The organism is Streptomyces sp. NPDC100445, assembly GCF_044759735.1.
In the GTDB taxonomy this organism is placed as follows: domain Bacteria; phylum Actinomycetota; class Actinomycetes; order Streptomycetales; family Streptomycetaceae; genus Streptomyces.
Genome location: NZ_JBIVZV010000017.1, coordinates 36,237 through 60,007 on the forward strand (window position 1 = coordinate 36,237; position 23,771 = coordinate 60,007).

The 23,771-nt window shown below is 73.1% G+C and carries 28 protein-coding genes; 11 read left to right on the forward strand and 17 right to left on the reverse strand.

Annotation, left to right across the window (positions count from 1 at the left end):
• Positions 1-5 precede the first annotated feature (5 nt).
• Complete coding sequence (locus ACIQVT_RS32215; RefSeq protein WP_403762317.1) at positions 6-677, reverse strand: DUF305 domain-containing protein; 672 nt, start codon at positions 675-677, stop codon at positions 6-8.
• A 90-nt stretch (positions 678-767) separates the two neighbouring features.
• Positions 768-1,178 (reverse strand): DUF6153 family protein, encoded by a 411-nt coding sequence (locus ACIQVT_RS32220; protein ID WP_403762320.1) that lies wholly within the window; start codon positions 1,176-1,178, stop codon positions 768-770.
• A 536-nt stretch (positions 1,179-1,714) separates the two neighbouring features.
• Between ACIQVT_RS32220 and ACIQVT_RS32225 the strand changes: the two genes are divergently transcribed.
• Positions 1,715-3,421, forward strand: a complete 1,707-nt coding sequence (locus tag ACIQVT_RS32225; protein ID WP_403762323.1) for a SpoIIE family protein phosphatase — start codon at positions 1,715-1,717, stop codon at positions 3,419-3,421.
• Positions 3,422-3,469: 48 nt separating this feature from the next.
• Here ACIQVT_RS32225 and ACIQVT_RS32230 read toward each other — a convergent pair whose 3' ends face one another.
• The gene (locus ACIQVT_RS32230; RefSeq protein ID WP_403762326.1) at positions 3,470-3,814 is read right to left on the reverse strand and encodes a MerR family transcriptional regulator; all 345 of its coding nucleotides are present in this window, start codon (positions 3,812-3,814) and stop codon (positions 3,470-3,472) included.
• Between the two features lie 616 nt (positions 3,815-4,430).
• On the opposite strand from ACIQVT_RS32230, the gene ACIQVT_RS32235 reads away from it, so the two are divergent.
• The 6 genes from ACIQVT_RS32235 (at position 4,431) to ACIQVT_RS32260 (ending at position 9,615) form a co-directional block, all read left to right on the forward strand.
• Positions 4,431-4,952, forward strand: a complete 522-nt coding sequence (locus ACIQVT_RS32235; protein ID WP_403762329.1) for a toxin-antitoxin system HicB family antitoxin — start codon at positions 4,431-4,433, stop codon at positions 4,950-4,952.
• An 87-nt stretch (positions 4,953-5,039) separates the two neighbouring features.
• Complete coding sequence (locus ACIQVT_RS32240; protein ID WP_403762332.1) at positions 5,040-5,885, forward strand: DUF4097 family beta strand repeat-containing protein; 846 nt, start codon at positions 5,040-5,042, stop codon at positions 5,883-5,885.
• A 94-nt stretch (positions 5,886-5,979) separates the two neighbouring features.
• A complete protein-coding gene (locus ACIQVT_RS32245; RefSeq protein ID WP_403762700.1) occupies positions 5,980-6,984 on the forward strand; it encodes an ATP-binding cassette domain-containing protein in 1,005 nt (334 codons plus the stop codon).
• Complete coding sequence (locus ACIQVT_RS32250; RefSeq protein WP_403762335.1) at positions 6,981-7,763, forward strand: ABC transporter permease; 783 nt, start codon at positions 6,981-6,983, stop codon at positions 7,761-7,763. The genes ACIQVT_RS32245 and ACIQVT_RS32250 overlap by 4 nt, the downstream gene beginning before the upstream one ends.
• A gap of 117 nt (positions 7,764-7,880) precedes the next feature.
• A complete protein-coding gene (locus tag ACIQVT_RS32255) occupies positions 7,881-8,474 on the forward strand; it encodes a TetR/AcrR family transcriptional regulator (protein ID WP_403762338.1) in 594 nt (197 codons plus the stop codon).
• Positions 8,475-8,646: 172 nt separating this feature from the next.
• The gene (locus ACIQVT_RS32260; RefSeq protein WP_403762703.1) at positions 8,647-9,615 is read left to right on the forward strand and encodes a CorA family divalent cation transporter; all 969 of its coding nucleotides are present in this window, start codon (positions 8,647-8,649) and stop codon (positions 9,613-9,615) included.
• A gap of 16 nt (positions 9,616-9,631) precedes the next feature.
• Here the strand turns inward: ACIQVT_RS32260 and ACIQVT_RS32265 are convergent, their stop codons facing one another.
• On the reverse strand, positions 9,632-9,967 hold the full coding sequence (locus tag ACIQVT_RS32265) for a hypothetical protein (RefSeq protein ID WP_403762341.1): 336 nt from the start codon (positions 9,965-9,967) through the stop codon (positions 9,632-9,634).
• 212 nt (positions 9,968-10,179) lie between these two features.
• On the opposite strand from ACIQVT_RS32265, the gene ACIQVT_RS32270 reads away from it, so the two are divergent.
• Positions 10,180-10,773 (forward strand): gluconokinase, encoded by a 594-nt coding sequence (locus ACIQVT_RS32270; RefSeq protein WP_403762706.1) that lies wholly within the window; start codon positions 10,180-10,182, stop codon positions 10,771-10,773.
• Between the two features lie 47 nt (positions 10,774-10,820).
• On the opposite strand, the gene ACIQVT_RS32275 is transcribed toward ACIQVT_RS32270, so the two are convergent.
• From ACIQVT_RS32275 to ACIQVT_RS32295, 5 genes are all read right to left on the reverse strand, one after another.
• A complete protein-coding gene (locus ACIQVT_RS32275) occupies positions 10,821-11,660 on the reverse strand; it encodes an SDR family oxidoreductase (protein WP_403762344.1) in 840 nt (279 codons plus the stop codon).
• A gap of 546 nt (positions 11,661-12,206) precedes the next feature.
• The gene (locus ACIQVT_RS32280) at positions 12,207-12,857 is read right to left on the reverse strand and encodes a hypothetical protein (RefSeq protein WP_403762347.1); all 651 of its coding nucleotides are present in this window, start codon (positions 12,855-12,857) and stop codon (positions 12,207-12,209) included.
• A 59-nt stretch (positions 12,858-12,916) separates the two neighbouring features.
• Positions 12,917-13,924 (reverse strand): magnesium and cobalt transport protein CorA, encoded by a 1,008-nt coding sequence (locus ACIQVT_RS32285; RefSeq protein WP_403762350.1) that lies wholly within the window; start codon positions 13,922-13,924, stop codon positions 12,917-12,919.
• Positions 13,925-13,997: 73 nt separating this feature from the next.
• Positions 13,998-14,156, reverse strand: coding sequence for a hypothetical protein (locus tag ACIQVT_RS32290; RefSeq protein ID WP_403762353.1), 159 nt, complete (start codon positions 14,154-14,156; stop codon positions 13,998-14,000).
• The gene (locus tag ACIQVT_RS32295; protein WP_403762356.1) at positions 14,153-14,290 is read right to left on the reverse strand and encodes a hypothetical protein; all 138 of its coding nucleotides are present in this window, start codon (positions 14,288-14,290) and stop codon (positions 14,153-14,155) included. Before ACIQVT_RS32295 ends, ACIQVT_RS32290 begins: the two co-directional genes overlap by 4 nt.
• Positions 14,291-14,833: 543 nt before the next feature.
• On the opposite strand from ACIQVT_RS32295, the gene ACIQVT_RS32300 reads away from it, so the two are divergent.
• The gene (locus tag ACIQVT_RS32300) at positions 14,834-15,553 is read left to right on the forward strand and encodes a lysophospholipid acyltransferase family protein (RefSeq protein WP_403762359.1); all 720 of its coding nucleotides are present in this window, start codon (positions 14,834-14,836) and stop codon (positions 15,551-15,553) included.
• A gap of 85 nt (positions 15,554-15,638) precedes the next feature.
• On the opposite strand, the gene ACIQVT_RS32305 is transcribed toward ACIQVT_RS32300, so the two are convergent.
• The 8 genes from ACIQVT_RS32305 to ACIQVT_RS32340 form a co-directional block, all read right to left on the reverse strand.
• Positions 15,639-17,234 carry an alpha/beta hydrolase gene (locus ACIQVT_RS32305; RefSeq protein WP_403762362.1) on the reverse strand — a complete coding sequence of 532 codons (1,596 nt, stop codon included), beginning with the start codon at positions 17,232-17,234 and terminating at the stop codon, positions 15,639-15,641.
• A 138-nt stretch (positions 17,235-17,372) separates the two neighbouring features.
• Positions 17,373-18,143 carry an urease accessory protein UreD gene (locus ACIQVT_RS32310; protein WP_403762365.1) on the reverse strand — a complete coding sequence of 257 codons (771 nt, stop codon included), beginning with the start codon at positions 18,141-18,143 and terminating at the stop codon, positions 17,373-17,375.
• Positions 18,131-18,808, reverse strand: coding sequence for an urease accessory protein UreG (ureG, locus tag ACIQVT_RS32315; RefSeq protein ID WP_403762368.1), 678 nt, complete (start codon positions 18,806-18,808; stop codon positions 18,131-18,133). The genes ACIQVT_RS32310 and ureG overlap by 13 nt, the downstream gene beginning before the upstream one ends.
• Before the next feature lie 89 nt (positions 18,809-18,897).
• Entirely contained in the window at positions 18,898-19,572 is a 675-nt protein-coding gene (locus tag ACIQVT_RS32320) for an urease accessory protein UreF (protein ID WP_403762371.1), read from the reverse strand.
• Positions 19,572-21,293 (reverse strand): urease subunit alpha, encoded by a 1,722-nt coding sequence (locus ACIQVT_RS32325; protein ID WP_403762374.1) that lies wholly within the window; start codon positions 21,291-21,293, stop codon positions 19,572-19,574. The genes ACIQVT_RS32320 and ACIQVT_RS32325 overlap by 1 nt, the downstream gene beginning before the upstream one ends.
• Positions 21,286-21,597: an urease subunit beta gene (locus ACIQVT_RS32330; protein ID WP_403762377.1), complete on the reverse strand. Its 312-nt coding sequence runs from the start codon at positions 21,595-21,597 to the stop codon at positions 21,286-21,288. The genes ACIQVT_RS32325 and ACIQVT_RS32330 overlap by 8 nt, the downstream gene beginning before the upstream one ends.
• An 11-nt stretch (positions 21,598-21,608) precedes the next feature.
• Positions 21,609-21,911, reverse strand: a complete 303-nt coding sequence (locus ACIQVT_RS32335) for an urease subunit gamma (RefSeq protein WP_403762382.1) — start codon at positions 21,909-21,911, stop codon at positions 21,609-21,611.
• A 239-nt stretch (positions 21,912-22,150) separates the two neighbouring features.
• Positions 22,151-22,438 (reverse strand): type II toxin-antitoxin system Phd/YefM family antitoxin, encoded by a 288-nt coding sequence (locus ACIQVT_RS32340; RefSeq protein ID WP_403762385.1) that lies wholly within the window; start codon positions 22,436-22,438, stop codon positions 22,151-22,153.
• 180 nt (positions 22,439-22,618) lie between these two features.
• Between ACIQVT_RS32340 and ACIQVT_RS32345 the strand changes: the two genes are divergently transcribed.
• Both ACIQVT_RS32345 and ACIQVT_RS32350 read left to right on the forward strand, forming a co-directional pair.
• A complete protein-coding gene (locus ACIQVT_RS32345) occupies positions 22,619-23,254 on the forward strand; it encodes an ATP-dependent Clp protease proteolytic subunit (protein WP_403762388.1) in 636 nt (211 codons plus the stop codon).
• 8 nt (positions 23,255-23,262) lie between these two features.
• A complete protein-coding gene (locus tag ACIQVT_RS32350; RefSeq protein ID WP_403762709.1) occupies positions 23,263-23,568 on the forward strand; it encodes a hypothetical protein in 306 nt (101 codons plus the stop codon).
• The last annotated feature ends 203 nt before the right edge of the window (positions 23,569-23,771 follow it).

Genomic DNA, 23,771 nt, shown 5'->3' on the forward strand with positions numbered 1-23,771 from the left:
GGCGGTCAGCTGGTGCCGAGGAGCTGCTTCATCTCCCTGATCTCGGCGGTCTGCGCGGTGACGACGGCGCGCGCGAGGGTGCGGGCGGGGCCGTACCTGCCCTTGTCCCGCTCGGCCCAGGCCATCTCGACGGCACCCTGGTGGTGGGTGACCATCAGCGACAGGAACCGGGTGTCGAAGTCCTTGCCGGTGGCCTTCCTCAGCGCCGTCATGTCGTCGTCGCCCATCGTTCCGGGCATCCGGGACATGCCTTCCATGCCCTTCATGCCCGAGTGACCGGAGTGACCTGTGCCGGCTCCGGGAACCTGCTCTCCCCAGGAGGTCAGCCAGCCGGTCATGGTGCGGATCTCGGGTGCCTGCGCCTTCTCGATCCGGGCGGCGAGGTCCTTCACCCGCGCCGAGGAGGCCCGGCCGGCGGCGAGTTCCGCCATCTCCAGGGCCTGCCGGTGGTGCGGGATCATCCCCTGCGCGAAGGCGACGTCCTGGGCGTTGTGCGCGGTGGCCGAGGGGCTCGCGGTGATCGAGGCGGCGCTGCCGCCGGCGCCCTCGGTGCCGCCGCTCCCGCCGCAGGCGGTGAGGAGGAGGGCGGCGGCCGCGGCGGCGGCCACGGTGGCGGCGGCACGGCGCGTCAGGGCACGGGGGTCGTGGGTACGGGGGTTCTGGTCACGGGGGGTCATGCGGGAACTCCTGCTGTTCCGAGGGGATGGGGGCACGCGTGGGCACGACCGCGGCACCCGCGCCAGGCGGGTGTGCGGCCGGGGCGGCCTCTAGATGCGCAGGAGTTGGAGTTCCGCCAGGTCGGGCGGTGCACGGGCACCCTCCGGCGCGGTGGCCGGACCGGGACGCGGGCGAGCCGCCGGCGGCGCGGCGTGGGCCGGGCCGGGGGCCGGCGGGGCCGGCCGCGGACCGTCGTCCACCGCGCCCGAGGCGCAGGTGGGGTCGGCGTGGTGCGCCCGGTGGCCGCCGCGCTGGCCGTCGTCGTCCGGGCAGTCGTCCGGCGCCGTGACGGCGACCGTGGCGTGCGCGGCCCGGACGTGGCCCGCGTGTCCCATGTCCCCGCCGGGTGCCAGGGCGTGCATGCCGAGCAGCCCGACCAGCACCGCCAGCACGGACACCGCGCGCCACCACGGCCTGGGCGGAGGCGAGGCGTGCGGTCGGGCACCGGTCGTCGGGGACATCGGCCACATCGTACGGGGCCGGGGGCTGCCGCCGAGCAGGGGCACACCGGCGGGGGCGGCGCGACCGGTCCGGTGCCGTGGGGACCGTTCCGGCGGGCGGGGAGGCACACCGGCCGTGGGCGCCGCGGGTTCCCGCCCACCGAGCGGGCGCCGGACGCGCCGGGGCCGCGTGCGCCGGGTACGCGCCGCCGTACGCCCCCTGTGCGGACGGCGGCCACGGTGGTTCACTGCTCCTCTGCCGGGAGCGGCCGGGCCGGTGGCCGGGCCGCCGCGGGCGGTCACCCGGTCCGGACCGGGCCGTTCACGCGAGCGGGTCCGGCCCGGGGGTGTGAGACTCGGTACTGCTGGGCGTGCGGACGCGAGGGAGCGTACGCCGGTCCACGCTGTGGCGATGCCGACACCGGCGAGCATGGGGTGACGTGCGAGATCATCGTCGCTACGGGGCATACGGCAACCAGGCGTGCGACGGATCCGGGTGCGCCGCACGTGCCGGGCGACGAGCGCGGTGACACCGCGAGGGTCCAGGAGGCGAGGAGATGACGGAACCGGGGAAGACGCGGACCGGACGGCGGGAGACGAGGACGGTGCCTCCCGCCGCGTCCGGCTGCGCGCTGGAGGCCATCGGAGCGGCCGCGTACGTCGTGGACGAGCAGGGCCGCATCCTCCTCGTCAACAGCGCCGCCGAACGCCTGCTGGGCCGTCCCGCCGGGGAGCTCCTCGGCCAGGACGCCCATGATCTGCTGCACCGGGGGCCGCAGGGGCAGCGCCTGCCCGCCACCCGGTGCAGCATGCGGCGCGCCTTCCACGCCGGACGCGCGGCGCAGGCCGACGAGGACTGGTTCCTCCACGCCGACGGCTCGGTGCTGGCCGTCTCCTGGCTGATCAGCCCGTACACGCTCGACCGGGGCGAAGGCGGCACGCTCGTCGTGTTCCACACGCCGGAGCCGGACATCGGTGCGCGCCCGCAGCACTCCGCCGAGCTGCTGACCGAACTGGAACGGCTGGCTCTGCTGGCCGAGACGACCACCCAGCTGACGTCCACCCTGGAGGTCGACGAGACGCTGCGCAGGCTGGTGACCCTGGTCGTGCCCCGGCTGGCGGACTGGGTCGTCATCGACCTGATCACCGAACGCGACGAGGTGTGGCGCACGGCCGTGGTGCAGGCCGACGGCGACGTCCTGACGCACCACGAGGACCTCCAGGGGCCGATGCCGCCCGTGCCGGAGCAGTCCCCGATGCCCCTGTCCCGCGCGCTGCGCGGTGTCGCCTCCACCCTGGCCGGGCCGGAGACCTACCACGGGCCCCCGGACTCCGGCATCGCGGTGGAGCAGCGTCGGCTGTTCGACGTCACCGGCATCCACTCCGCGGCCATCGCCCCGATACGCACGGCCCGCGAGGTCCTGGGCGCGCTCACCCTGGGCCGGGCCCAGAAGGCCGGGAACTACACGGACGCCGACCTTCCGCTGGTCGAGGACATCGCCCGCCGAGCCGGCCTGGCCCTGGACAACGCCCGCCTCTACCAGCGCCAGCGCAAGGTCGCCGAGACCATGCAGAACCACCTGCTGCCGCAGATGCCGCAGGTGCCCGGGCTCCAGATGACCGTCCGCTACCTGCCCGCGCCGGACGGCTCGCACGTCGGCGGCGACTGGTACGACGCCTTCACCCTGTCGGACGGGGCCACCGGCCTGGTCATCGGCGACGTCGTGGGCCACGACCTGGAGGCCGCGGCCGGCATGGCCCAGCTGCGGAACATGCTGCGTGCCTACGCCTGGTCGCAGGAGGAGCCGCCCAGCCGCATCGTGGAACGGCTGGACGAGGCGATGATGCCCATCACCGACGTCACCATGGCCACCCTGGTGATGGCCCGGGTGGTGCGGGACGGAGGCGGCGACTGGGTGCTGTCCTGGACCAACGCGGGCCATCCGCCACCCCTGCTCGTCACCCGTGACGGCCTGGCGTCCTATCTCACCGACGGCCACGGGCTGCTGCTGGGCACCGGGGTCGGCGCCACGCGCCCCGACGCCGCGGTCACGCTGCCGCCCGGGTCGACCCTGCTGCTGTACACGGACGGTCTGGTCGAGGCGCGCGGGCAAACCCTGGACGACGGCCTGGACACGCTGCGCCAGCAGGCCGCCGCCCTCGCCCACCGTTCCCTGGAGTCCTTCACCGACGAGTTGCTGCGCCGAGTCCATCCGCCCGGCCTGGACGACGTCGCCCTCCTGGCCGTGCGGATACCCCTGTGACCGGTGCCGCGCGGAACGGCGGCACCGGGGGATCACGTGGGGGTCGGGTCAGGCCGAGGCCCTCGACTGCGTGGCGCCGCTCCGTGCGCGCAGCTGCTCGTTGATGCGCTGGGCCTCTTCGAGCTGGTCCTCGAGGATGACGATGCGGCAGGCGGCCTCGATGGGGGTGCCCTGGTCGACGAGTTCGCGCGCGCGGGCGGCGACGCGCAGCTGGTAGCGGGAGTAGCGGCGGTGGCCGCCCTCGGAGCGCAGGGGGGTGATCAGGCGGTGTTCGCCCAGTGCGCGGAGGAAGGCGGGCGTGGTGCCGAGCATCTCGGCGGCCCGGCCCATCGTGTAGGCGGGGTAGTCGTCGTCGTCGAGGCTGTCGACGGCGCGGGTACTGCGAGGGGGCATAGACCTCTTCTTCCCGGAGACGCATCGGGGGGCCCGGGTGCCTTGCGGCACCCGGGCCCCGAGCTTTCAACACCATCTACCGGCTGACTTCGCCGGCCTCCTTGGTCCACAGGCTCCGCCTGGGAGGGCGGAACTGCGGGGATCGCGGATGCGTGACCGGGGACCACCTTCCAATCCGGGGCCTGCGGTACCCGGGCGGACTCTTCCTCGCCCGGGCGATCCTGATGGCGTCTGCTCCTTTACTTCTGTCACCTGTTCCGTACTGATCGGTCCCGCGGGTAGTGCTCGCGACCTCCCGGGCCACGTCCCGCTCGACCTGTACGCGCGGCAGTTCGTCTCTGCCGCGCCCACGTGGACTTCTTGGCTACGTGGAAAACAGTAGCCCAGCCACAGGGCAATGTCTACTGTCGCCGCGACAGATTTTCTCCACGTCACACATTCACAGGTCTGTCACACCTACGGCCGACAGCCACCCACATCCTCGACTGGCACCACGTGGCATCACCTGGCACCACCCGGTGCCACCACTCCCTCTCCCCCGCAATTGCGGGCCCGCTTGAGAATGGGACGCCAAACGAGCTTGCCGGTGGTGCCATTCTGGTGCCATGATGGCGCTATGGACCTCACCCCGTATGTCGAAGCCCTGCGCCGGGAACTCGCGGTGGCCGCCGAGGCCGGCGGTACGGAAGCCCGCGAACTGGCCGAGCGGCTCACCGCCCCCCTGGAGTCGGCGACCCGCCTGACCATGCTCCACGTGCTCTCCGCCGCGATGGACGAGGTCACCCGCGACCTCGCCCCCGGCTCGGTCGACGTCCGGCTGCGCGGCCTGGACCCCGACTTCGTGGTGACGCCGCCGCCCGCCGACGCCGGCGCCGCCGTGGAGGCGGCCGCCGCGCCGGTCGAACCGCCCAGGGCGCAGGCGTCCGGCGAGACCGACGAGGGCGGCACCGCACGCGTCAACCTGCGGCTGCCGGCCCAGCTGAAGGCGCGCGCCGAGGAGGCCGCGAACCGGGAGGGCCTGTCGGTCAACGCGTGGCTGGTCCGGGCCGTGTCGGCCGCGGTCGACGGCGGCGCGCGGCCGCGGCCGACGGAGCGGGCCCACACCGTCGGACAGAGCTTCACGGGCTGGGTGCGCTGACCGCACCCCCACCCCCTCCGCACGACTTCACCCACACCACGTCCCACCTGCGAAGACGATCCCAAGACCCATGAGGACGGAACAGCCATGCCTTCTTTCGAGACACCCGAGCCGGTTTCCGCCACCGCCTACGTGTACGCGGGGTCCATCAGGTTCGCCGCGGGCGACCGCCCCGACACCGTCGTCGAGGTGCTGCCCCGCGACCCGAAGCGGGACCAGGACGTGCGGGCGGCGGCGCAGACCGAGGTCACCTACGCGAGCGGTGTCCTGACGGTCAGGACGCCCAGGCACCGCAGTCTCGTCGGGCGCGCCGGCACCGTCGACGTGACGGTCGACCTGCCCACGGGCTCGCACGTCGACATGTCCGGCTCCTGGGTGCAGGTGCTCGGCGAGGGCCGGCTCGGCGAGGTCCGCGTGAAGTCGTCGTCCGGTGACGTCCGCCTGGACGCGACCGGGCCGCTCCACCTGACCGCCTCCCACGGCTCGATCACCGTCGACCGGATCGACGGGGCGGCGGAGATCGCCACCAGCTCGGGCAGCCTGCGCGTCGGCACGGTCGCCGGTCCCGCCGTCCTGAAGAACTCGCACGGCACCACGACCGTCGGCACCGTCACGGGCGATCTGCGGGTGAGCGGCGCCAACGGTGACATCGACATCGCGCGCGCCGAGGGCTCGGTCACCGCCACCACCGCCCACGGCACGCTGCGTGTCGTCGAGGTCGCCCGCGGCACCGTCCAGCTGGAGACGTCCTACGGCGCCATCGAGGTCGGGGTCCGCGAGGGCACCGCCGCCTGGCTCGACGTCAGCTCCGGTCACGGGCAGGTGCGCAACACGCTCACCGCCTCCGACGCCCCGGGCGGTGCCGAGGACACCGTCGAGGTCCGCGCCCGGACCCGCTACGGCAACATCGACGTGCGCCGCGCCCGCGCCTGAGCCCCTTCCGGGCCCCCGGACCCCGCACGCCCGCCCATTCCCCCACCACACCACCCCAGCCTCCGAACGGGAGAGCTCCATGCCTTCATCTGTCATGCTCACGCCCAGGCGGGGCGACGGTCTGCAGTCGCCCCCGGCCGTCTCCGCGGTCGGTCTGCGCAAGTCGTACGGCGATCGGACCGTGCTCGACGGCATAGACCTGCACATCCCGGCCGGGTCCGTGTTCGCCCTGCTCGGGCCGAACGGCGCCGGCAAGACCACCACCGTGCAGATCCTGTCCACGCTCGTCGCGGCCGACGGCGGCCGGGCCCAGGTCGCCGGCCATGACGTCACCGCGTCACCGGACGGGGTGCGGACCGCGATCGGCGTCACCGGACAGTTCGCCGCTCTCGACGACCTGCTCACCGCCGAGGAGAACCTGATCCTCATGGCCGACCTGCTGCGCCTCGGCAAGCGTGAAGGACGCTCCCGTGCGGCGGAGTTGCTCCGGCGGTTCGACATCGCCGACGTCGCGCGCAAACGGGCCGCGACCTTCTCCGGCGGTATGCGGCGCCGGCTCGACCTAGCCATGACGCTGGTCGGCGACCCCCGGGTGATCTTCCTGGACGAGCCCACGACCGGGCTCGACCCGCGCAGCCGCCGCACCATGTGGGACACGGTCCGTTCCCTGGTCGCCGGCGGCACCACCGTCTTCCTCACCACCCAGTACCTGGAGGAGGCCGACCAGCTGGCCGACCGGATCGCCGTGCTCGACGGCGGCCGGATCGTCGCGGAGGGCACCGCCGACGAACTCAAGGCCCGGATCCCCGGCAGCCACGTACGGCTGCGGTTCACCGACCCGGCCGAGTACGAGCGCGCGGTCACCGCCTTCCCCGGGGCGGCCCGCGACGCCGACAACCTCGCCCTGCGCGTGGCGGGCGACGGTGGCCTGGACGCGCTGCGCGCCCTGCTCGACCGGCTCGACGCCGCCGGCATCCGGGCCGCCGACCTCTCCGTGCACACCCCCGACCTCGACGACGTCTTCCTCGCCCTGACCGGCGACGGCGCCACCGCGACCACCACGACCACCCCGCCGCACCCCAAGGAGACCCTGCGATGAGCGCCCTCACCTACGCCGTGCACGACTCGATGACGATGCTGCGGCGCAACCTCAGGCACGCGCTGCGCTATCCGGCCGTCTCGCTCGGGGCGTCCATGCTCCCGATCCTCATGCTGCTGCTGTTCGTGTACGCCTTCGGGGACTCGATCGGGGCCGGCATGGGGGGCGGTCGGGACGCCTACCTGGAGTACCTGACGCCCGGCATCGTGATCATGGGGGTGGCGGCCGGGGCGATGTCCACCTCGATCGCGGTCTGCTCCGACATGACCGAGGGCATCATCAACCGGTTCCGCACCATGAACATCAGCCGTTCGTCGTTCATGACGGGGCACGTCATCGGCAGTGTCATCCAGACGATGGTGAGCATCGTCCTGGTCGTCGCGGTGGCACTCGCCCTCGGATTCCGGTCGGACGCGAGCCCGCTGGAGTGGCTCGCCGCCACCGGCCTCCTCGCGGCCATCGCGTTCGCGGTGACCTGGCTCGCGGCGGCGTTCGGCCTGGCCTCCAAGACGGTGGAGTCGGCGAGCAACAAGCCCCTGCTCGTCCAGTTCCTGCCGTTCCTCGGCTCCGCGTTCGTGCCGGCCGACTCGATGTCACCGGGCCTGCGCTGGTTCGCCGCGTACCAGCCCTTCACCCTGATGACCGAGACGCTGCGCGGCCTGCTCTCCGGCTCGCAGATCGGTGCCGACGGCTGGATCTCGCTCGGCTGGTGCGCCGGCATCGCCCTGCTCGGCTACGTCTGGTCGCGCTCGCTGTTCAACGGCACCACCAAGCGCTGAGCGCGCCGTGTCCCGCCCGGTTGACCGGAGGCCGCCTCCCCGCTTTACTCTCGGGTTGTCGCGGAGACAGCCTCCGGTTCACTGAACGATCCAGGATCGCACGAGGTGGGAGAAGGTATGGGCGCCGACGGACAGCAGGGACGCAAACCCCGCGCGGACGTCCGGCGCAACCGTGCCGCCCTCCTGGAGGCCGCCCAGCGCCACTTCCTGGCACACGGCGTCGGGGCCTCGCTGGAGGCGGTGGCCAAGGAGGCGGGCGTCGGCCCGGGCACGCTGTACCGGCACTTCCCCAACCGGGAGGCCCTGCTGGCGGCCGTGCTCCAGACCCGCTCCGAGGAACTGGTGGCCCGCCAGGCGGACATCGCCCGGCTGGAGGACGCCGCCGAGGCGCTCGAACAGTGGCTGCGGGCACTGGAGGACTACTTCAGCGCCTTCAGCGGACTGCCCGAGCCCCTCATGGCCGCGGCCAGGGCGCAGCAGCCGGACAACCCGCTCACCCTGCCCTGCGACACCCTCGTCACCACCACCGACGCGTACGTGCGCGCGGCCCGGCTGGCGGGGCACGTACGCCCTTCGGTCGAGGGGTACGACCTGTTCCTCGCGGCCGTCTCGGTCGCCTGGGTCAGGGGCACCGGCGCCGCCGACGAGGAGTCGCTGGCCCGGCTGCGCGCGCTCGTCGGGACCGGTTACCGCGAGCGGGACGACCGGTGACCACGAGTACGGTGCGACGGCACGCTCGCCGGCTCCCGGCGGCGCTCAGCCGTTCGAGGCACCCGGCGGTGCCGCCGCGTGTGTCCGCGGGCGGTGGCGGCGCAGGTCACGCACCATGACAAGCGCGGACCTGTGACGACAGCGAGGGCAGATGATCGTATCGGTGGTGTCGATGCCCGAAGGGATCGTCACTCGCACGGGCCTGGCGCAGGCACGTGAGCGACTCGCCGCGGCCGATTCCCTGCTGGTCGACATCGAGCTGCCCGACGATCCGGCCGCCGGGGGCCACCCCGTCGTCGCCGCCCTGGGCCTGGCGGCCGAGACTCCGCCCTGGTTCGGCAGGGTGGGCGAACCGGTGCGGGCCGATTTCCTCAGCGACCGCGCCGGTTTCGTCGTGCCCGTCGTCGAGGGCGACCGGGTGGTCCACGTGCACGCGCTGGTGACGGAGCGGCATCTGGTCACGCTCCACCGGGGGCCGGCCGAGCCGCTGGCCAACCTCATCGCACGGCTGGGGCAGGAGAACCCCTTCGACACCGTGGCCGCGCTGTTCCTGCTGCTCCAGGAGGCACTGGACACGTTCCGCCGGGCCGCGGTGGCCGACCTGCTGGTGGTCGAGGACCTGGAGGACGAGATGTTCGAGCGACGGCAGTCCGAGCAGATCTACCGCCTGGCCCGGTTACGGCGGCGTGCCGCGCTGCTGCACCGCTTCCTCCTGCCCTACCTCCAGGCGACGGACGAGCTGTTCACGCGCCGGATGCTGCACCGGGGCTTCCCGGAGGAACGACAGCGGCTCGCCAGGGAGTTCCAGCACTCCGGGCGGCTCGTGCTCGCCGACATCCAGTCCCTCCAGGAGGCCACCCGCCGCGCCTTCGCCAGCTACTCCTCGCTCGTGTCGGGTGAGCAGAACGGCGTGATCAACCGACTGGCCATCGTGTCGACGATCTTCCTGCCGCTGACGTTCCTGACCGGCTACTTCGGCATGAACTTCAGCTACCTGACGGACGAGATGGAGAGCCGGGCCGTGTTCTGGCTGCTCGCCGTCGCGTTGCAGGTCGGTGTCCTCTTCGCGGCGCTGTACGTGCTGCACCGCACCCGTATCTGGCGGATGCTGCACGGCGACGACGGCCTGGGGAACCGGTGAGCCGCAGCCGCCGGCGTCAGTCGGACGCGAACGAGAAGCTGCGCCAGGGACCGTTGGACCGGACGGCGATGTCCGACGACACCCCGTCCAGGTAGATGCTCTGCCCGCCCGGCGGCACGGTGCAGTCGGGCGTGACGTACATGAGCAGGCTGTCCTGGGTGTAGTTGTCGACGTGGGTCACGCCTTCGCGGATCCGGTGGCACCCGTGGACGGACACGTTCGAGACGGTCTCCACGTGCCGTGCGCCGTTGCGCATCACGATCTGACCGGATGACTGTTCCTGGCAGGCGGTGAGCGCGATGCCGAGCAGGGCTATGCCGCCGAGCGCGGCCATGGACCGTGACGCGGGCATCGGGCCTCCTGTGACGGGCGGGGAGCTGCCGGGACGTCGTACGGACAGTGTCCGTCCGAGACTCCGGCACCGCTCGGCGAGCACGTCCGTACGGGGCCGGGCGGCCCCAGGGCGCGCCCTCGTCCGCACGGGCGGCGCGGCGCGCGGTGCGGGGCGATAGTGGACGTGTGCCGCCCTTTCCGTCCGTACCCCGGGGAGGCCCGTTGGCCGCAGTGGTCGGTGGCCCGCGCGTGGTGGTCGTGATGGGCGTGGCCGGATCCGGCAAGTCCACCGTCGCCGCCCGGCTCGCGAACCGCTTGGGGGTGCCGTTCCTGGAGGGCGACGACCTGCACTCCGCGGCCAACCGCGTCAAGATGGCGTCCGGGCTCCCGCTGGACGACGCCGACCGGGCGGCCTGGCTGGCATCGGTCGCGGAGTGGATCAGTGGCGCGGCGCGCGATCGCGGCGGAGTCGTCTCGTGTTCCGCGCTCCGACGCGCCTACCGCGATCGGTTGCGGCGCACGGGAGCGGACGTGTGGTTCGTGTACCTGGCCCTCGACCGCGCGGTGGCCGTGGAGCGCGTGACGCGCCGCACGGACCACTTCATGCCGGCGGGGCTGCTGGACTCGCAGTACGAGGCGCTGGAGCCGCTGCGCTGCGACGAACCGGGCGTCACCGTGGACGCGTCCGGTGGTCCCGAACAGGTTCTGGCCGCCGCGCTGCGGGCCGTGTCCGGACCGGACCGCGAGGACGGTGCGGCCGCGCTCGACGGCCACGACGACGGCACCGGCCCCGGTCCGTTCCGCGCGCGGGAGGGACCGGGGTGAGACCGGCGACCGCCCGGTCGCCCCGGCCACCGGACCCGGTGCCCGGATCAGCCGCCGGTGGCGAAGCCGGGGAAGAGGGTCATGCCGCCGTCGACGTAGAGCGTGGTGCCGACGACGTAGTCCATCAGGTCGGAAGCGAGGCCCACGACGGCGTTGGCGATGTCGTCGGGTTCACCGATACGGTCGTAGGGGATCAGCCGCATGAGTTCCTCCCGCGCCTCGGCCGTCTCCCAGGCGCCGCGGTTGATCGGCGTCTTGATGGCGCCCGGGGCGACCGCGTTGACACGGATCTTCTTCGGGGCGAGTTCCTGGGCCAGGGTCGCCATCATCATCTGGATGCCGCCCTTGGACGACGCGTAGTTGACGTGGCCGCTCCACGGGATGAGCTGGTGCACCGAACTCATGCAGATGATCTTCCCGGCCGCACGCGACACCTCGGGGACGACCCCGCGCCGCAGGAACTCCTTGGTCGCCTCCCGCGCGCAGAGGAACTGGCCGGTGAGGTTGACGTCGAGGACCTTCTGCCACTGGGCCAGGGTCATCTCGACGAACGGGGCGTCCCGCTGCATCCCGGCGTTGGCGACGAGGATGTCGATCGTGCCGAACTCCCGCACCATGCGGTCCATCATGGCGACGACCTGGTCCTCGTCGGAGACGTCCGCCTCATGGGCGATGGCCCGCACGCCGAGGGCGGTGATCTCCTCGACCACCTGATCCGCGTCCTCGCGGCCGGCCACGTAGTTCACCACGACGTCGGCCCCGGCCCTGCCCAGGGCGACGGCCGTCGCCCTGCCGATCCCGGAGTTCGCGCCGGTGACCAGCGCCTTCTGTCCCTTCAGCAGATGCGCGGGGACCACGCCCCGCCCTGCTCCCTCGGTGGAACTCACGATGTCCCGCTCCTCCACTGCTCGCCCGGCCGCCCGGGCCGCGGCCCGGGGATTCCCCCGTCAGACAAGCACCGGGGCGGGGCGGCCGCACACCGGGGCGGAGCGCGTTGCGCTGCTCGGCGCAGGAGCTTCGCCCGCCCGGAAAGAGGGTCCGACGCGCACGGGAACCGGGACGCCGGTCACCGCCCGGGCGGGCAGCGCGTACAGGAGGACACCGTGGCCGACGGTACCGTCGCGCACCAGGTCGAGCGGCAGCTCGCCGGCCTCCTCAGGCGTCCCGGTGGCCGCCGGGACACCGCCGTACAGCTCGCCGCCGAGCATCACCGGGACGCCGGTTCCGGCTGCCGGGGCGGGCCCGTGCCTCCGCGGGGGCGGCCGGGGACACGGTGTGTCCGGGGCGGGCTCCGGCGACTACCGCCCACCATCGGGGCCGGCACCACCGTGACCCGGTGCCCTGTTGCCCACTGTCTCCCCGACCCCGACCGGCCCCGGAAGGCCTCCGCGACACGAGCGGCGACGCGCGGGCGGTCGGCGGCACGGCCCGCGCTACCGGCGGGGTGTTCCGTACCAGCGCCACTCGGTGCGGCGTGGCCGGCCGGGGAGTTCGGCGCGACCGGTGGCCCACAGGAGGGTGGTCCACCGGTCGGTGTCGGCCGGGGCGTCCGGGAAGAGGCGGGCCAGCACGCGGTCGCACAGGTCGGCGGGCGGGGTGAAGTCGACGCCCAGGCCCGCGGTGACGTCGTGGGTGTGCACCAGCGTCTCGACGACCCCCATGGCGGCGAAGCCCTCGGGGTCGGCCGCGCCGAAGACGTGGTGCGCCCGGACCGTGGGCGGTGTGGTGCGGACGATCGCGGTCAGCAGGGCTCCGGCGGCCTCCAGCACGAGCAGCAGCCCCGCCGGTCCGGCCCCGCGGTCCGCGAAGAAGGCGTTGGCCGGGCCGCCCGGCCGCTTCCTGCGCCACTCCAGCGGGACCTCACCCTGCGACGGCGGCTGCGCCGGGCCCAGTTGGACGGCGTAGGAGAACAGGTCGTCGGCGAGGTGCTCGACGGTCTCCCAGCAGTCCCACTCCAGGGAACCGGCCCTGGCTCCCCAGTCCCCTCCGTCCACCCCGCGCAGCGCGGTCAGCGCCAGGCGGACGGCGTGCTCGACGTCGGACGCGGTGACCGGTCCGCTCGGTGATCGCCCTGCTTCAGCCATGCCGGGACCGTATCAACGGCCGGCCGGCGCCGGGGACGGGCTTCGAGCACCCGGCCCGGTCACGGGGACGGGGCTGCCGCGCGCCGTCGCAGCCAGCCGTTGCGGCGGAAGGCCCGGTACAGCAGGCCGGCCCCCAGGGCCATCACGGTGAGCGCGCACGGGTAGCCCCAACGCCAGTCCGGTTCGGGCATGTGGGAGAAGTTCATGCCGTAGATGCCGGCGATCACGGTCGGGACGGTGGCGATGGCCGCCCACGCGCTGATGCGGCGCATGTCGTCGTTCTGCCAGGTGGACACCTTCGCCAGGTGGGCGTCGAGGACGGAGGCGAGCAGGTCGTCCAGGGCGCGGACCTCGGTGTCGGTGCGGGTGAGGTGGTCGGTGACGTCACGGAAGTACGGCAGGATCCGCGGCGGCCAGTCGTCCCGGGTCGGGAAGGGCCGCATGACGGGGACGAGCGGCTGGACGGCGTCGCGGAACTCCACGACCTCGCGCTTGAGCGAGTAGATCCGTTCGGTGAGGTCGTCCCGTGCGGTGGAGAAGACGCACCGCTCCAACTCGGTCAGATCCCGGCGTACTTGGGCGGCCGCCTCGGCGTAGGCGTCGACGATCACGTCGGTCACCGCGTGCAGGACGGCGACCGGGCCGAGACCTGCCATGTCCGGCTGCTGCGCGAGCCTCAGCGCGGCGCGGGCCGTGGGGTCGTCGCTGCCGTGCCGTACGGTCAGCGCGAACGGTCCGAGGAAGATCATCACTTCTCCGGTCTCCACGTCGGCCGTCTCCTCGACGAACCACAGTGTCTTCACCGCGACCGCGAGCACCTCGCCGTAACGTTCCTGCTTCGGCCGCTGGTGGGCCTGGACCGCGTCCTCCACGGCCAGCGGATGCAGCCCGAGGTGCTCGCCCAGCCGTCGCAGCTCGTCCGGGCCCGGCTCGTCCACGCGGATCCACGCGAACTCGTCCGGTCCCAGGCCCGCCAGCCGGTCCAGGACGGTCTCGCACGCGTCCGCCCGTCGGCAGTCGGCCTGCCGGCACTCACCCGTCTGCTGCTGATGGATCACGCACTCCATGCCCATCCGGATGCTTCAGCCGGCGCGTTCCATGCCCCCGGCAGTGCGGGAGGGCGCAGTGATGGGCGTGCGGTCAGCCGTCGTAGGCCCGGGTGGGGGCGACACTGGCGGCGGTGGCGGACAGCAGGCCGGTGACGGTGGCGCCGATGACTAGGAAGACGGCGGCACTGGCCAGTTGGGAGGCCGTGTCCAGGTCGGTGGTGAAGGGCAGCAGCATCATCGCCACGGTCACCAGGGAGGCGATCCAGGTGAATAGGCGCTGGGACGCGCGACGGTGACCAGCAGCAGGTGCAGCAGTCCGGTGGCCACCACGGCGGCGACGGCCGCCCAGGCGGCCAGGTAGCCGGTGGTGGCGTCGCCCCACACCCGGCCGGTAGGTGGTCACGTCGGTCCAGGTGAACACCCCGTGCTCGGCGGCGCCGCCCTCCAGTACCCGCAGGCAGGCCTCGAAGGTGCCGTTGTCGATCATCTGCGGCCACAGCCGGCTGCACCGCGTGCCGAGTGCCGCGCCGGATCCGGCTGGACCGACCTCGCCTGTTCGTTCATGTACTCCAGGCGCATGTCGGTGACATGGCCGGAGGCGGCGTCGCGCACGGCACCGGACACGGCGTCGGGCAGGGCCTCCAGGGCTGCCAGGAGGGTCTCCCGGGCAGCGGCAACGGGTCAGCGCGCTTGGGAGCCGGCTGGGGACTTCGTCCTTGGGCGAGCATCGCTGGCGCTTCCTTACTGCCGAGGACATACGGCGTACGGACCGGCCCCGCACCGGCGGCCCGGCGCACGACCAGCATGAGACCGCCCGAACCTGGCTACAGATGACGGCAGACGCACATCAGCTCATGTCCGTGGCCCCCGGGGTCGCCCCGGGGAGACGCCGGTTCGACGGGGAGCCGGCAGAGTGAGGAGCGAGCCGTGTTCTACAACCTGCTCAAGTACGTGCTGCTGGGGCCCTGGCTCAGACTGGTCTTCCGGCCGCGGATCGAGGGCCTCGAACACGTGCCCGCGTCGGGGGCGGCGATCGTCGCCGGCAACCACCTGTCCTTCGCGGACCACTTCCTCATGCCGGCGGTCCTGAAGCGCCGCATCACGTTCCTCGCCAAGGCGGAGTACTTCGCGGGGCCCGGCGTGAAGGGCCGGCTCACCGCCTCCTTCTTCCGCGGCGCCGGGCAGATCCCGGTGGACCGTTCCGGCAAGGAGGCGGGCCGGGCGGCGATCCGCGAGGGGCTGGGGGTGCTCGGCAGGGGTGAGTTGCTCGGTGTCTACCCGGAGGGCACCCGGTCGCACGACGGCCGGCTCTACAAGGGCAAGGTGGGCGTGGCCGTGATGGCGCTCAGGGCCGGTGTGCCGGTCGTGCCCTGCGCGATGATCGGCACCTTCGAGGCGCAGCCGCCCGGCCGGGTGGTTCCCCGGATCCGTCCGGTCACCATCCGCTTCGGCCGGCCCCTGGACTTCTCCCGGTTCGCCGGCATGGAGGACCAGAAGGCGGTGCTGCGGGCGGTCACCGACGAGATCATGTCCGCGGTCCTGGAACTGTCCGGGCAGGAGTACGTCGACGAGTACGCGGCCGTCGTCAAGGAGCGGAAGGCCGCCGCCGGCAGGCGACGGGAGCGCGGGCCCCGCGGACGGCGCTGAGCAGGTCCCCGGCACCAGGCGCACCCCGGACGCGACGGAGGGGCGGCCGGAGGTCCGGCCGCCCCTCGTCACCGTGCCGGTGCGGTTACGGCTTGGGCGTGGCGTGCGGGGCGCAGGTCACGTCCGAGGCGTCCAGCGTGCCGTCGATCAGGTAGGCGTCGACGCGCTGGTTGATGCACGGGTTGACCAGGCCGGTCACACCGTGGGAGCCCGCGTCCCGCTCGGTGATCAGGCGGGAGCCCTTGAAGCGGTGGTGCAGCTCGACGGCACCCTGGTAGGGGGTGGCCGCGTCCCGGGTCGACTGCACGATCAGGACTCCCGGCAGACCCCGGTGGGTGCGCACCTCCAGCGGGTGGTGCTGCTTGGCCGGCCAGGTGGCGCACGGCAGGTTCATCCAGGCGTTCGCCCAGGTCATGAACGGGTAGTCCTTGTTGAGCCGGGTGTTGTCCCGGTCCCAGGTGTGCCAGCTGGTGGGCCACTTGGCGTCGGCGCACTCGACGGCCGTGTAGACGGCGTTGGAGTTCTCCGAGGCGATGTTGCCCGCGGTGTCCGACAGGTCCGGGGCGGCGGCGTCGACCAGCGCCTGGGTGTCACCGGCGACGTACTTGCTGAACGCCGTGGCGACCGGCACCCAGGAGGAGTCGTAGTACGGCGCGCTCTGGAAGAAGGAGATCAGTTCGGCCGGGCCGACGAGTCCGCCGAGGGGGCTCTTCTTCGCGGTGGCGCGCAGCTTCAGCCACTTGTCCTGGACGGCGGCGCGGGTGGTGCCGAGGTGGAAGGCTGCGTCGTTCGCGGCGACCCAGTCCTCCCAGTCCTTCCAGCGTCCCTCGAAGGCGACGTCCTGGTTCAGGTTGGCCTCGTACCAGATGTTCTCGCGGGACGGGTCGACCACGCTGTCCACGACCATCCGGCGCAGGTGGTCCGGGAAGAGGGTGCCGTAGACGGCGCCGAGGTACGTGCCGTAGGAGACGCCCAGGTAGTTGATCTTCTTCTCGCCCAGCGCGGCACGGATGACGTCCAGGTCGCGCGCGGTGTTGGGCGTGGTCATGTGCGGGAGCATCGCGCCGCTGCGCTCGCCGCAGCCCTCCGCGTACTCACGGGCCAGCTTGCGCTGCGCGGACTTGTCGGCCTCGCTGTCCGGCACCGGGTCGGCCTTGGGCGCCTTGACGAACTCCTGCGGGTCCACGCAGGAGATGGGCGTCGAGTGGCCGACGCCGCGCGGGTCGAAGCCGACGAAGTCGTAGGCCTTGGCGACGTTCGCCCAGACGGGATTCTTGTTGGTGATCCGGGTCGGGAAGCGCAGGCCGGAACCACCGGGGCCGCCCGGGTTGTAGACCAGGGCGCCCTGGCGCTGCTGCGGGGTGCCGGTGTTGCCCATGCGGTCCACGGCGAGCTTGATCTGCTTGCCGTAGGGGTGGGCGTAGTCGAGCGGCACGCTGACCCAGCCGCACTGGATGGGCTTGGCCAGCCCCCAGTCGGCCGGGCAGTCCTGCCAGTCGATGCCGGCCCTGGCGGCGCGGGCGGCGGCGGTGGCCGCGCCCTTGGCCTCCCGGTCCGGGCCGGGCCGGCCGACGGCGCCGGCGGTGGGCGCCGACACCGCCCCGGCGATCAGGGTGGCGGTGACGAGTACTCCGGCGGAACCGAACGCCAACAGGCGGCTCTTCGGTCTGTTCTCCCTCAAGGGGGCCCCTCCCCGTACCTCGCTGCGAGTGGTCAGGCGGGGATCCTCTCGGTTGTGAGGCCGCTGGGAACAGGCTTTGTCGCCCATCTTTACCAATCCGATAACCGGATGATCAAGTCTCGCTGAGCGGAGCCCAGTTCACCGGCCGAGCCGGTCCAGCTCCGCGTCGAGCAGCCGGCGCAGCAGCAGGGCGTCCGGGGCGACCGCGCTGACGAGCAGCGCGGGCCCGGCGAGCGGCACCAGCGCGGCGCACTCCCCCAGCATCCGCGCGGCCGGCGGCTGTTCGGCGAACTCGGGACGCACCAGCACGAGTTGCCCCACCGCCCGGTGTCCGGCGAGCACGGCCGGGCCGTCCCAGCCGCCCGGCGCCCCGGGACCGCAGGACAGCTCCTGGTCCAGCACCGTACGGCCCGCGACCCGCACCGTCAGCCGGCTCGTGAGCCGCCCGGGCCGCTCCCCGGCCCGCCCGAGCACCTGCTCCTCGCGCAGCACGAGCCGGGCACCGGCGCCGACCTCGGCCCGGGTGGTCACGCGCAGGTCGCTACCGTCTGCCGAGATCAACTGCTCGGGCAGCCAGTGCAGTTCGCCGCCGTCGGCCACGTCGAGCCGTACGTCGTAGCGGGCCTCGGCCCCGGTCTGGCCGGGCAGGGCGATGGTGGCGGCGGACGATCCGACGTGCAGCCGGGCGCCCTCCTCCACCCGCGCGGCCAGCGTGAAGCGGTCGCCGCCGAGCGGACCGCTCATCGCGCCGACGACCATGACCCGCGCCCCGGCTCCGGCCGCCCGGGTGCGGCGCGGCGCCAGCGGGCCCTCGCCGTCCAGGACGGGCAGGACGGTACCGCCGCGGCCGTCGGCGCGGGCGACGACCCGGGCGCTCGCCCGGACGCCGGCGAGGGTCACGCCGTCCACGCGCCGAGCCGCTCGCGGACCCAGGCCGCCACGTCGGCGACACCGGACCCGCCGCGCAACGACTGGAACACGACCGGCAGTCCGGCCCGCTGCGCCTCGGCGTCGGCGGCCATCCGCGCGAGGTCGGAGCCGACGTACGGGGCGAGGTCGGTCTTGTTGACGACGAGGAGGTCGGCGGTGGTGACACCGGGGCCGCCCTTGCGCGGGATGTCGTCACCGCCGGCCACGTCGATGACGAAGACCTGGGCGTCCACCAGCCCCTTGGAGAAGGTCGCGGTGAGATTGTCGCCGCCGGACTCGACGAGGATCAGGTCCAGCGGACCGACGGCTTCCTCCAGGTCCTCCACGGCCTCCAGGTTGGCGGAGATGTCGTCGCGGATCGCGGTGTGCGGGCAGGCGCCCGTCTCCACGGCGGTGATCCGCTCGGGCGGCAGCACCGCCTCCCGGAGCAGAAACTCGGCGTCCTCGCGGGTGTAGATGTCGTTGGTGACGACAGCGAGGGACAGTTCGTCGCGCAGTACCCGGCAGAGCGCGGCGACGGTGGCGGTCTTGCCCGACCCGACGGGACCGCCGAGTCCGATGCGCAGGGCGCGACGGCTCCCGTCGGGGCGGTGGGCGTCGGCGCTGAGGGCGGCCGGGCCGTCGTGGGTGTGGTCGAGGTGCATGTGCGGCTCCTGTGGGACGTGGGGGCGTCCGCCGGGCCCGCCCGGTACGGGGCGGCGGAACGAAGAAGGGCGGGGCGGGCCGGGAGGCCTCAGGACGCGAACAGGCGTACCGGCCAGGTCGCGTGCCATTCGGCGCCGACCTCCAGCAGGGGCCCGGACGCGGCCGGCAGGGCGTCGACGCCGTCGTCGGCCACCCGCCGGGCCGCCGCCACGGCTCGGGCGGCGACGCCGTCCAGCTCCGGCGCCAGCCGGGCCAGTACTCCGGTCGCGTCGAACGGGTCGAGGCTGAGCAGACGTACGGTGGCGGTCGCCGGCCCGCTCACGCTCTCGTACGCCGCGCAGTACGCCGCGTCGTCCGGGCCGAGGCCGGCCGCCCGCGCGGCGACGCCGAGGACCACCGGCTGGTGCGCTCCCTTCGGGAACCGCCGTGCCAGTGCGTCGAGTTCATCGGACGGCCAGCTCGCCCGGGTGGCCCGCAGCAGCTGGCGCCCGAGCCGGCGGGCGGCTGCCCGCAGCGCGGGCGACGGGGTGCGGGCGTCCGCCGCGGCGTCCAACTCGGCGGGCTCCGCGCCGAGTACGGCGGCGGCCGCCAGCGCCGCCGCGACCAGTCCGGCGGTGTGCAGCCGGCCGCGGCAGAAGTCCTCCAGGCCCGCGGCGTCGGTGACGCGGCCCGCCCGGACGGCGGCCTCCGCCCCGCCGGAGTGCGCGTGCCCACCGGCGGGGAACCGGCCGTCGGCCAGGACGAGCAGTGCTGCCCTGGACATCAGAAGAGGAAGTAACGCTGGGCCATGGGCAGTTCGACGGCCGGGGTGGCCTCGACCAGTTCCCCGTCGATGCGCACGGCGAAACTGTCGGGGTCGATGCGGACGTCGGGCAGGGCGTCGTTCTCGCGCATGTCGGCCTTGGTGACCGCGCGGGTGGAGTCGATCGCCACGAACCGCTTGCCCAGCCCCAGCCGTTCCGGCAGCCCGTCCTCGATCGCGAGGTCGGCGACGAAGTTGACCGAATTGGCGGCTGGGGCCCGGCCGATCGCGCCGTACATCGGCCGGGGCAGGATGGGCTGCGGGGTCGGGATGGAGGCGTTGGCGTCGCCCATCTGCGCGTAGGCGATCTGCCCGCCCTTGAGCACGAGGAGCGGTTTCACCCCGAAGAACGCGGGCTCCCACAGGACCAGGTCGGCGAGCTTGCCGGTCTCCACGGAGCCGATCAGGGAACCGAGTCCCTGGGCGAGGGCGGGGTTGATCGTGTACTTGGCGACGTAGCGCCGGACGCGGTGGTTGTCGGCGTGTCCGTCACCCGGCAGCGCGCCCCGCCGCCGCTTCATGACGTGGGCCGTCTGCCAGGTGCGCAGGACGACCTCGCCCACCCGGCCCATGGCCTGGGAGTCGGAGGAGATGACCGAGATCGCGCCGAGGTCGTGGAGGATGTCCTCCGCGCCGATGGTGGAGGGACGGATCCGGGACTCGGCGAAGGCCAGGTCCTCGGGGACGGCCGGGTTGAGGTGGTGGCACACCATCAGCATGTCGAGGTGTTCCTCGGTCGTGTTGACGGTGAAGGGCCGCGTCGGGTTCGTGGAGCTGGGCAGGACGTTGGGCCGGGAGACGACCGTCATGATGTCCGGCGCGTGCCCGCCGCCGGCACCCTCGGTGTGGTACGAGTGGATGCCCCGGCCGGCGATCGCGGCGAGGGTGTCGCCGACGAACCCGGCCTCGTTCAGCGTGTCGGTGTGGATGGCGACCTGGATGCCGGTCCGGTCGGCGACGGTGAGCGCGGCGTCGATGACGGCCGGGGTGGAACCCCAGTCCTCGTGCAGCTTCAGGCCGACGGCGCCGCCACGGATCTGGGAGAGCATCGCGTCGTGGCTGACGGTGTTGCCCTTGCCGAGCAGGCCGACGTTGACCGGGTAGGCCTCCATCGCCTCCAGCATGCGGGCCAGGTGCCAGGGGCCGGGCGTCACGGTGGTCGCCTTGGAGCCCTCGGCGGGGCCGGTGCCGCCGCCGACCAGGGTGGTGATGCCGGAGGCCAGCGCCTCGTCGGCGACCTGGGGGCAGATGAAGTGGACGTGGGCGTCGATGGCACCGGCGGTGAGGATGCGGCCGTTGCCCGCGATGATCTCGGTCTCGGGGCCGATGACGAGGTCGGGGTGGACGCCGTCCATGGTGTCCGGGTTGCCGGCCTTGCCGAGGGCGGTGATCCGGCCGTCGCGGATGCCGATGTCGGCCTTGACGACGCCCCAGTGGTCGACGACGACGGCACCGGTGATCACGGTGTCGGGGGTGCCCTCGGCCCGGGTGGCGCGGGACTGGCCCATCGACTCGCGGATGACCTTGCCGCCGCCGAAGACCGCCTCGTCGCCGGAGCCGGCGGGGCCCCGGGAGCGGTCCTCCTCGATCTCGATCAGCAGGTCGGTGTCGGCGAGCCGGATGCGGTCGCCGGTGGTGGGGCCGAACAGGTCGGCGTAGGCGGCGCGGGAGATCTCAGCCATCGAGGGCGCCCCCGGTCTCGCCGCGCAGCCCCGGCACGATCCGGGCACCGGCCAGCGGGACGAGCCCGACCTCGACGGGGATGCCGGGCTCGAAGCGCACGGCGGTGCCGGCGGCGACGTCCAGCCGCCTGCCGCGCGCGGCGGCGCGGTCGAACTCCAGGCCGGGGTTGGCCTCGGCGAAGTGGTAGTGCGAGCCGACCTGGACCGGCCGGTCGGCGGCGTTGAGGACGGTCAGGCGGGTGACCTCGCGCCCCTCGTTGACGGCGACGGGGCCGTCCGCGAACAGGATCTCTCCGGGAATCATCGCGCCGCCCCTCAGAAGATCGGCTCGTGCACGGTGACGAGCTTGGTGCCGTCCGGGAAGGTGGCCTCGACCTGGACGTCGTGGACCATCTCGGCGACCCCGTCCATGACGTCGTCCCGGGTGAGGAGCTTGCGGCCGGAGGACATCAGCTCGGCGACGGTACGGCCGTCGCGGGCCCCCTCCAGGATGTGCGACGTGATGAGGGCGACCGCTTCCGGGTGGTTGAGCCGTAGCCCGCGCGCCCTGCGCTTCTCGGCCACGTCGGCCGCCACGTGGATCAGCAGCCTCTCTTGCTCGTGCGGGGTCAGTTGCACGTCCCACCTCACAGTCCTTGCTCCGGACCGTGCGGGGTCCGGTTGCCGCAGCCACCGCGACGGGGATAGGTGTAGCACACAGACAAATCCCCGGATCGTCGTCGAACCCGGGCAGAAAAACCCCTGGTGGCGTGGAGCGGCAGGCTAGAACGCCGGAGTTTCAACGACGTTAACCAGGCTTTGAGCGGCGCATGACCACGCGATGGGCTTCGCCATACCGGCTCGCGCGACGGCACGCCTCAGGACGTGCCCGGCCCCCGGTGCTCCGCCGCTATCCCGAAACGCCGCTGCTCGTGCCGGCCCGGCCCGGCCTCGTGCACCCGCGACACCGAGCTGACGATCTGCTCCTCGTCCGGCTCGTCGAGGGAGTCGAGGGAGTCCAGACGCTCCAGGTCGGCGGCCGAGACCAGGGCGACCAAGGGCTTGCCGTGCCGCGTCACGACGACACGCTCACCGCCGTACACGACCCGGTTGATCAGGTCGGCGAGTTCAGCCCTGGCTTGCGTCACCGGAATCTCGTAGGCCATACCACCAGCTTACGGGCAGCCCCCGCGGGACCGGCCGGCCCGGCGGCCGGAGCCGGCGCCGCGGGCCGACGCCGCGTCGGTGGCCGTGCATATCGATGCGCACTCCCGGTCTCTGTACGTCCTGTACATTTTTTACAGAGGGTGGACCGGAGTCGGTCCGCCGTGAGGAGGGGTGTGCCCATGTCCCGACCGTCAGCCCGCCACGTCCTGCCCGAGTTCACCGAACGCGGGTCGAGCGGCAGCCGCACGCTCGACCCGTACGCCAAGCTCTTCGAGTCCCGGATCGTCCTGCTCGGCACCCCGGTCGACGACGCGGCCGCGAGCGACGTGACGGCTCAGCTCATGTACCTCGAACACGCGGCCCCCGACCAGGACATCACGCTGTACATCAACTCGCCGGGCGGTCCGTTCCACGCCATGACCACGATCTACGACACCATGCGTTACATCAGCTGCGACGTGGCGACGTACTGCCTCGGACAGGCCTCCTCCACCGCCGCGGTGCTGCTCGCGGCCGGCGCCCCGGGCAAGCGGTGCGCGCTGCCCGGCGCGCGGATGCTGATCGAACAGCCCGCACTGCCCGAGCCGGTGCGCGGCCGGCCCAGCGACCTGCTCATCGAGGCCGGGGAGTTGACCCGGGTCCGCGCCCTGCTGGCGGAGATGCTCGTGCGGCACACGGGGCGCACGGCCGGGCAGGTCCACGACGACCTGCAGCGGGACCTCTTCCTGGACGCCCCCGGCGCCCTCGCCTACGGCCTGGTGGACCACATCGTGCCCAGCCGCCGGGAGGCGTCCGGCGTATCGGGGCCGAGGTGAGCGCCCCCGTGCCGCCGGACCTGCCGCCGCTGCCCGCGCTGACCCGCGCCGAGGGCGAGGTGATCGACCGTTACCTGGAGGCGGCCGACCTGCTGGGCCGGGTCAATCCGGCCCGGCACGGGGAGACGTACCGCGGGCTGCGCGCCGCGCAGGCCCTGGTGCGCAAGGCGGTGGAGCTGCGGGACGCGCTCGAGGTGATGCACCGGCGGGGCGAGACGGAGCTGCACGGGGGCACGCTGGCACGGGCGCTGCGCGTGCTGGACGGTGAGCGCCGTACCGCTCGCGTCACGCTCCCGCCGGACGCCGTCGGTTGAGGCGGACGACCGTCCGACCGGAGCGGCTCCCTGGCGACGCCTGGCGTCCGACCGGAGTCGAAACGGCCCGAACGACGTACGGCCGTCCGGTGGACATCCAGAATGATTTTCGGGCTTCCCGACTTGCGCGGCATACGGGTCGAGTGTCTCCCAGGAAGCGTTTAGCCCCAGGTCCGGGGCTACGAACGAGACCTGACGGCGAC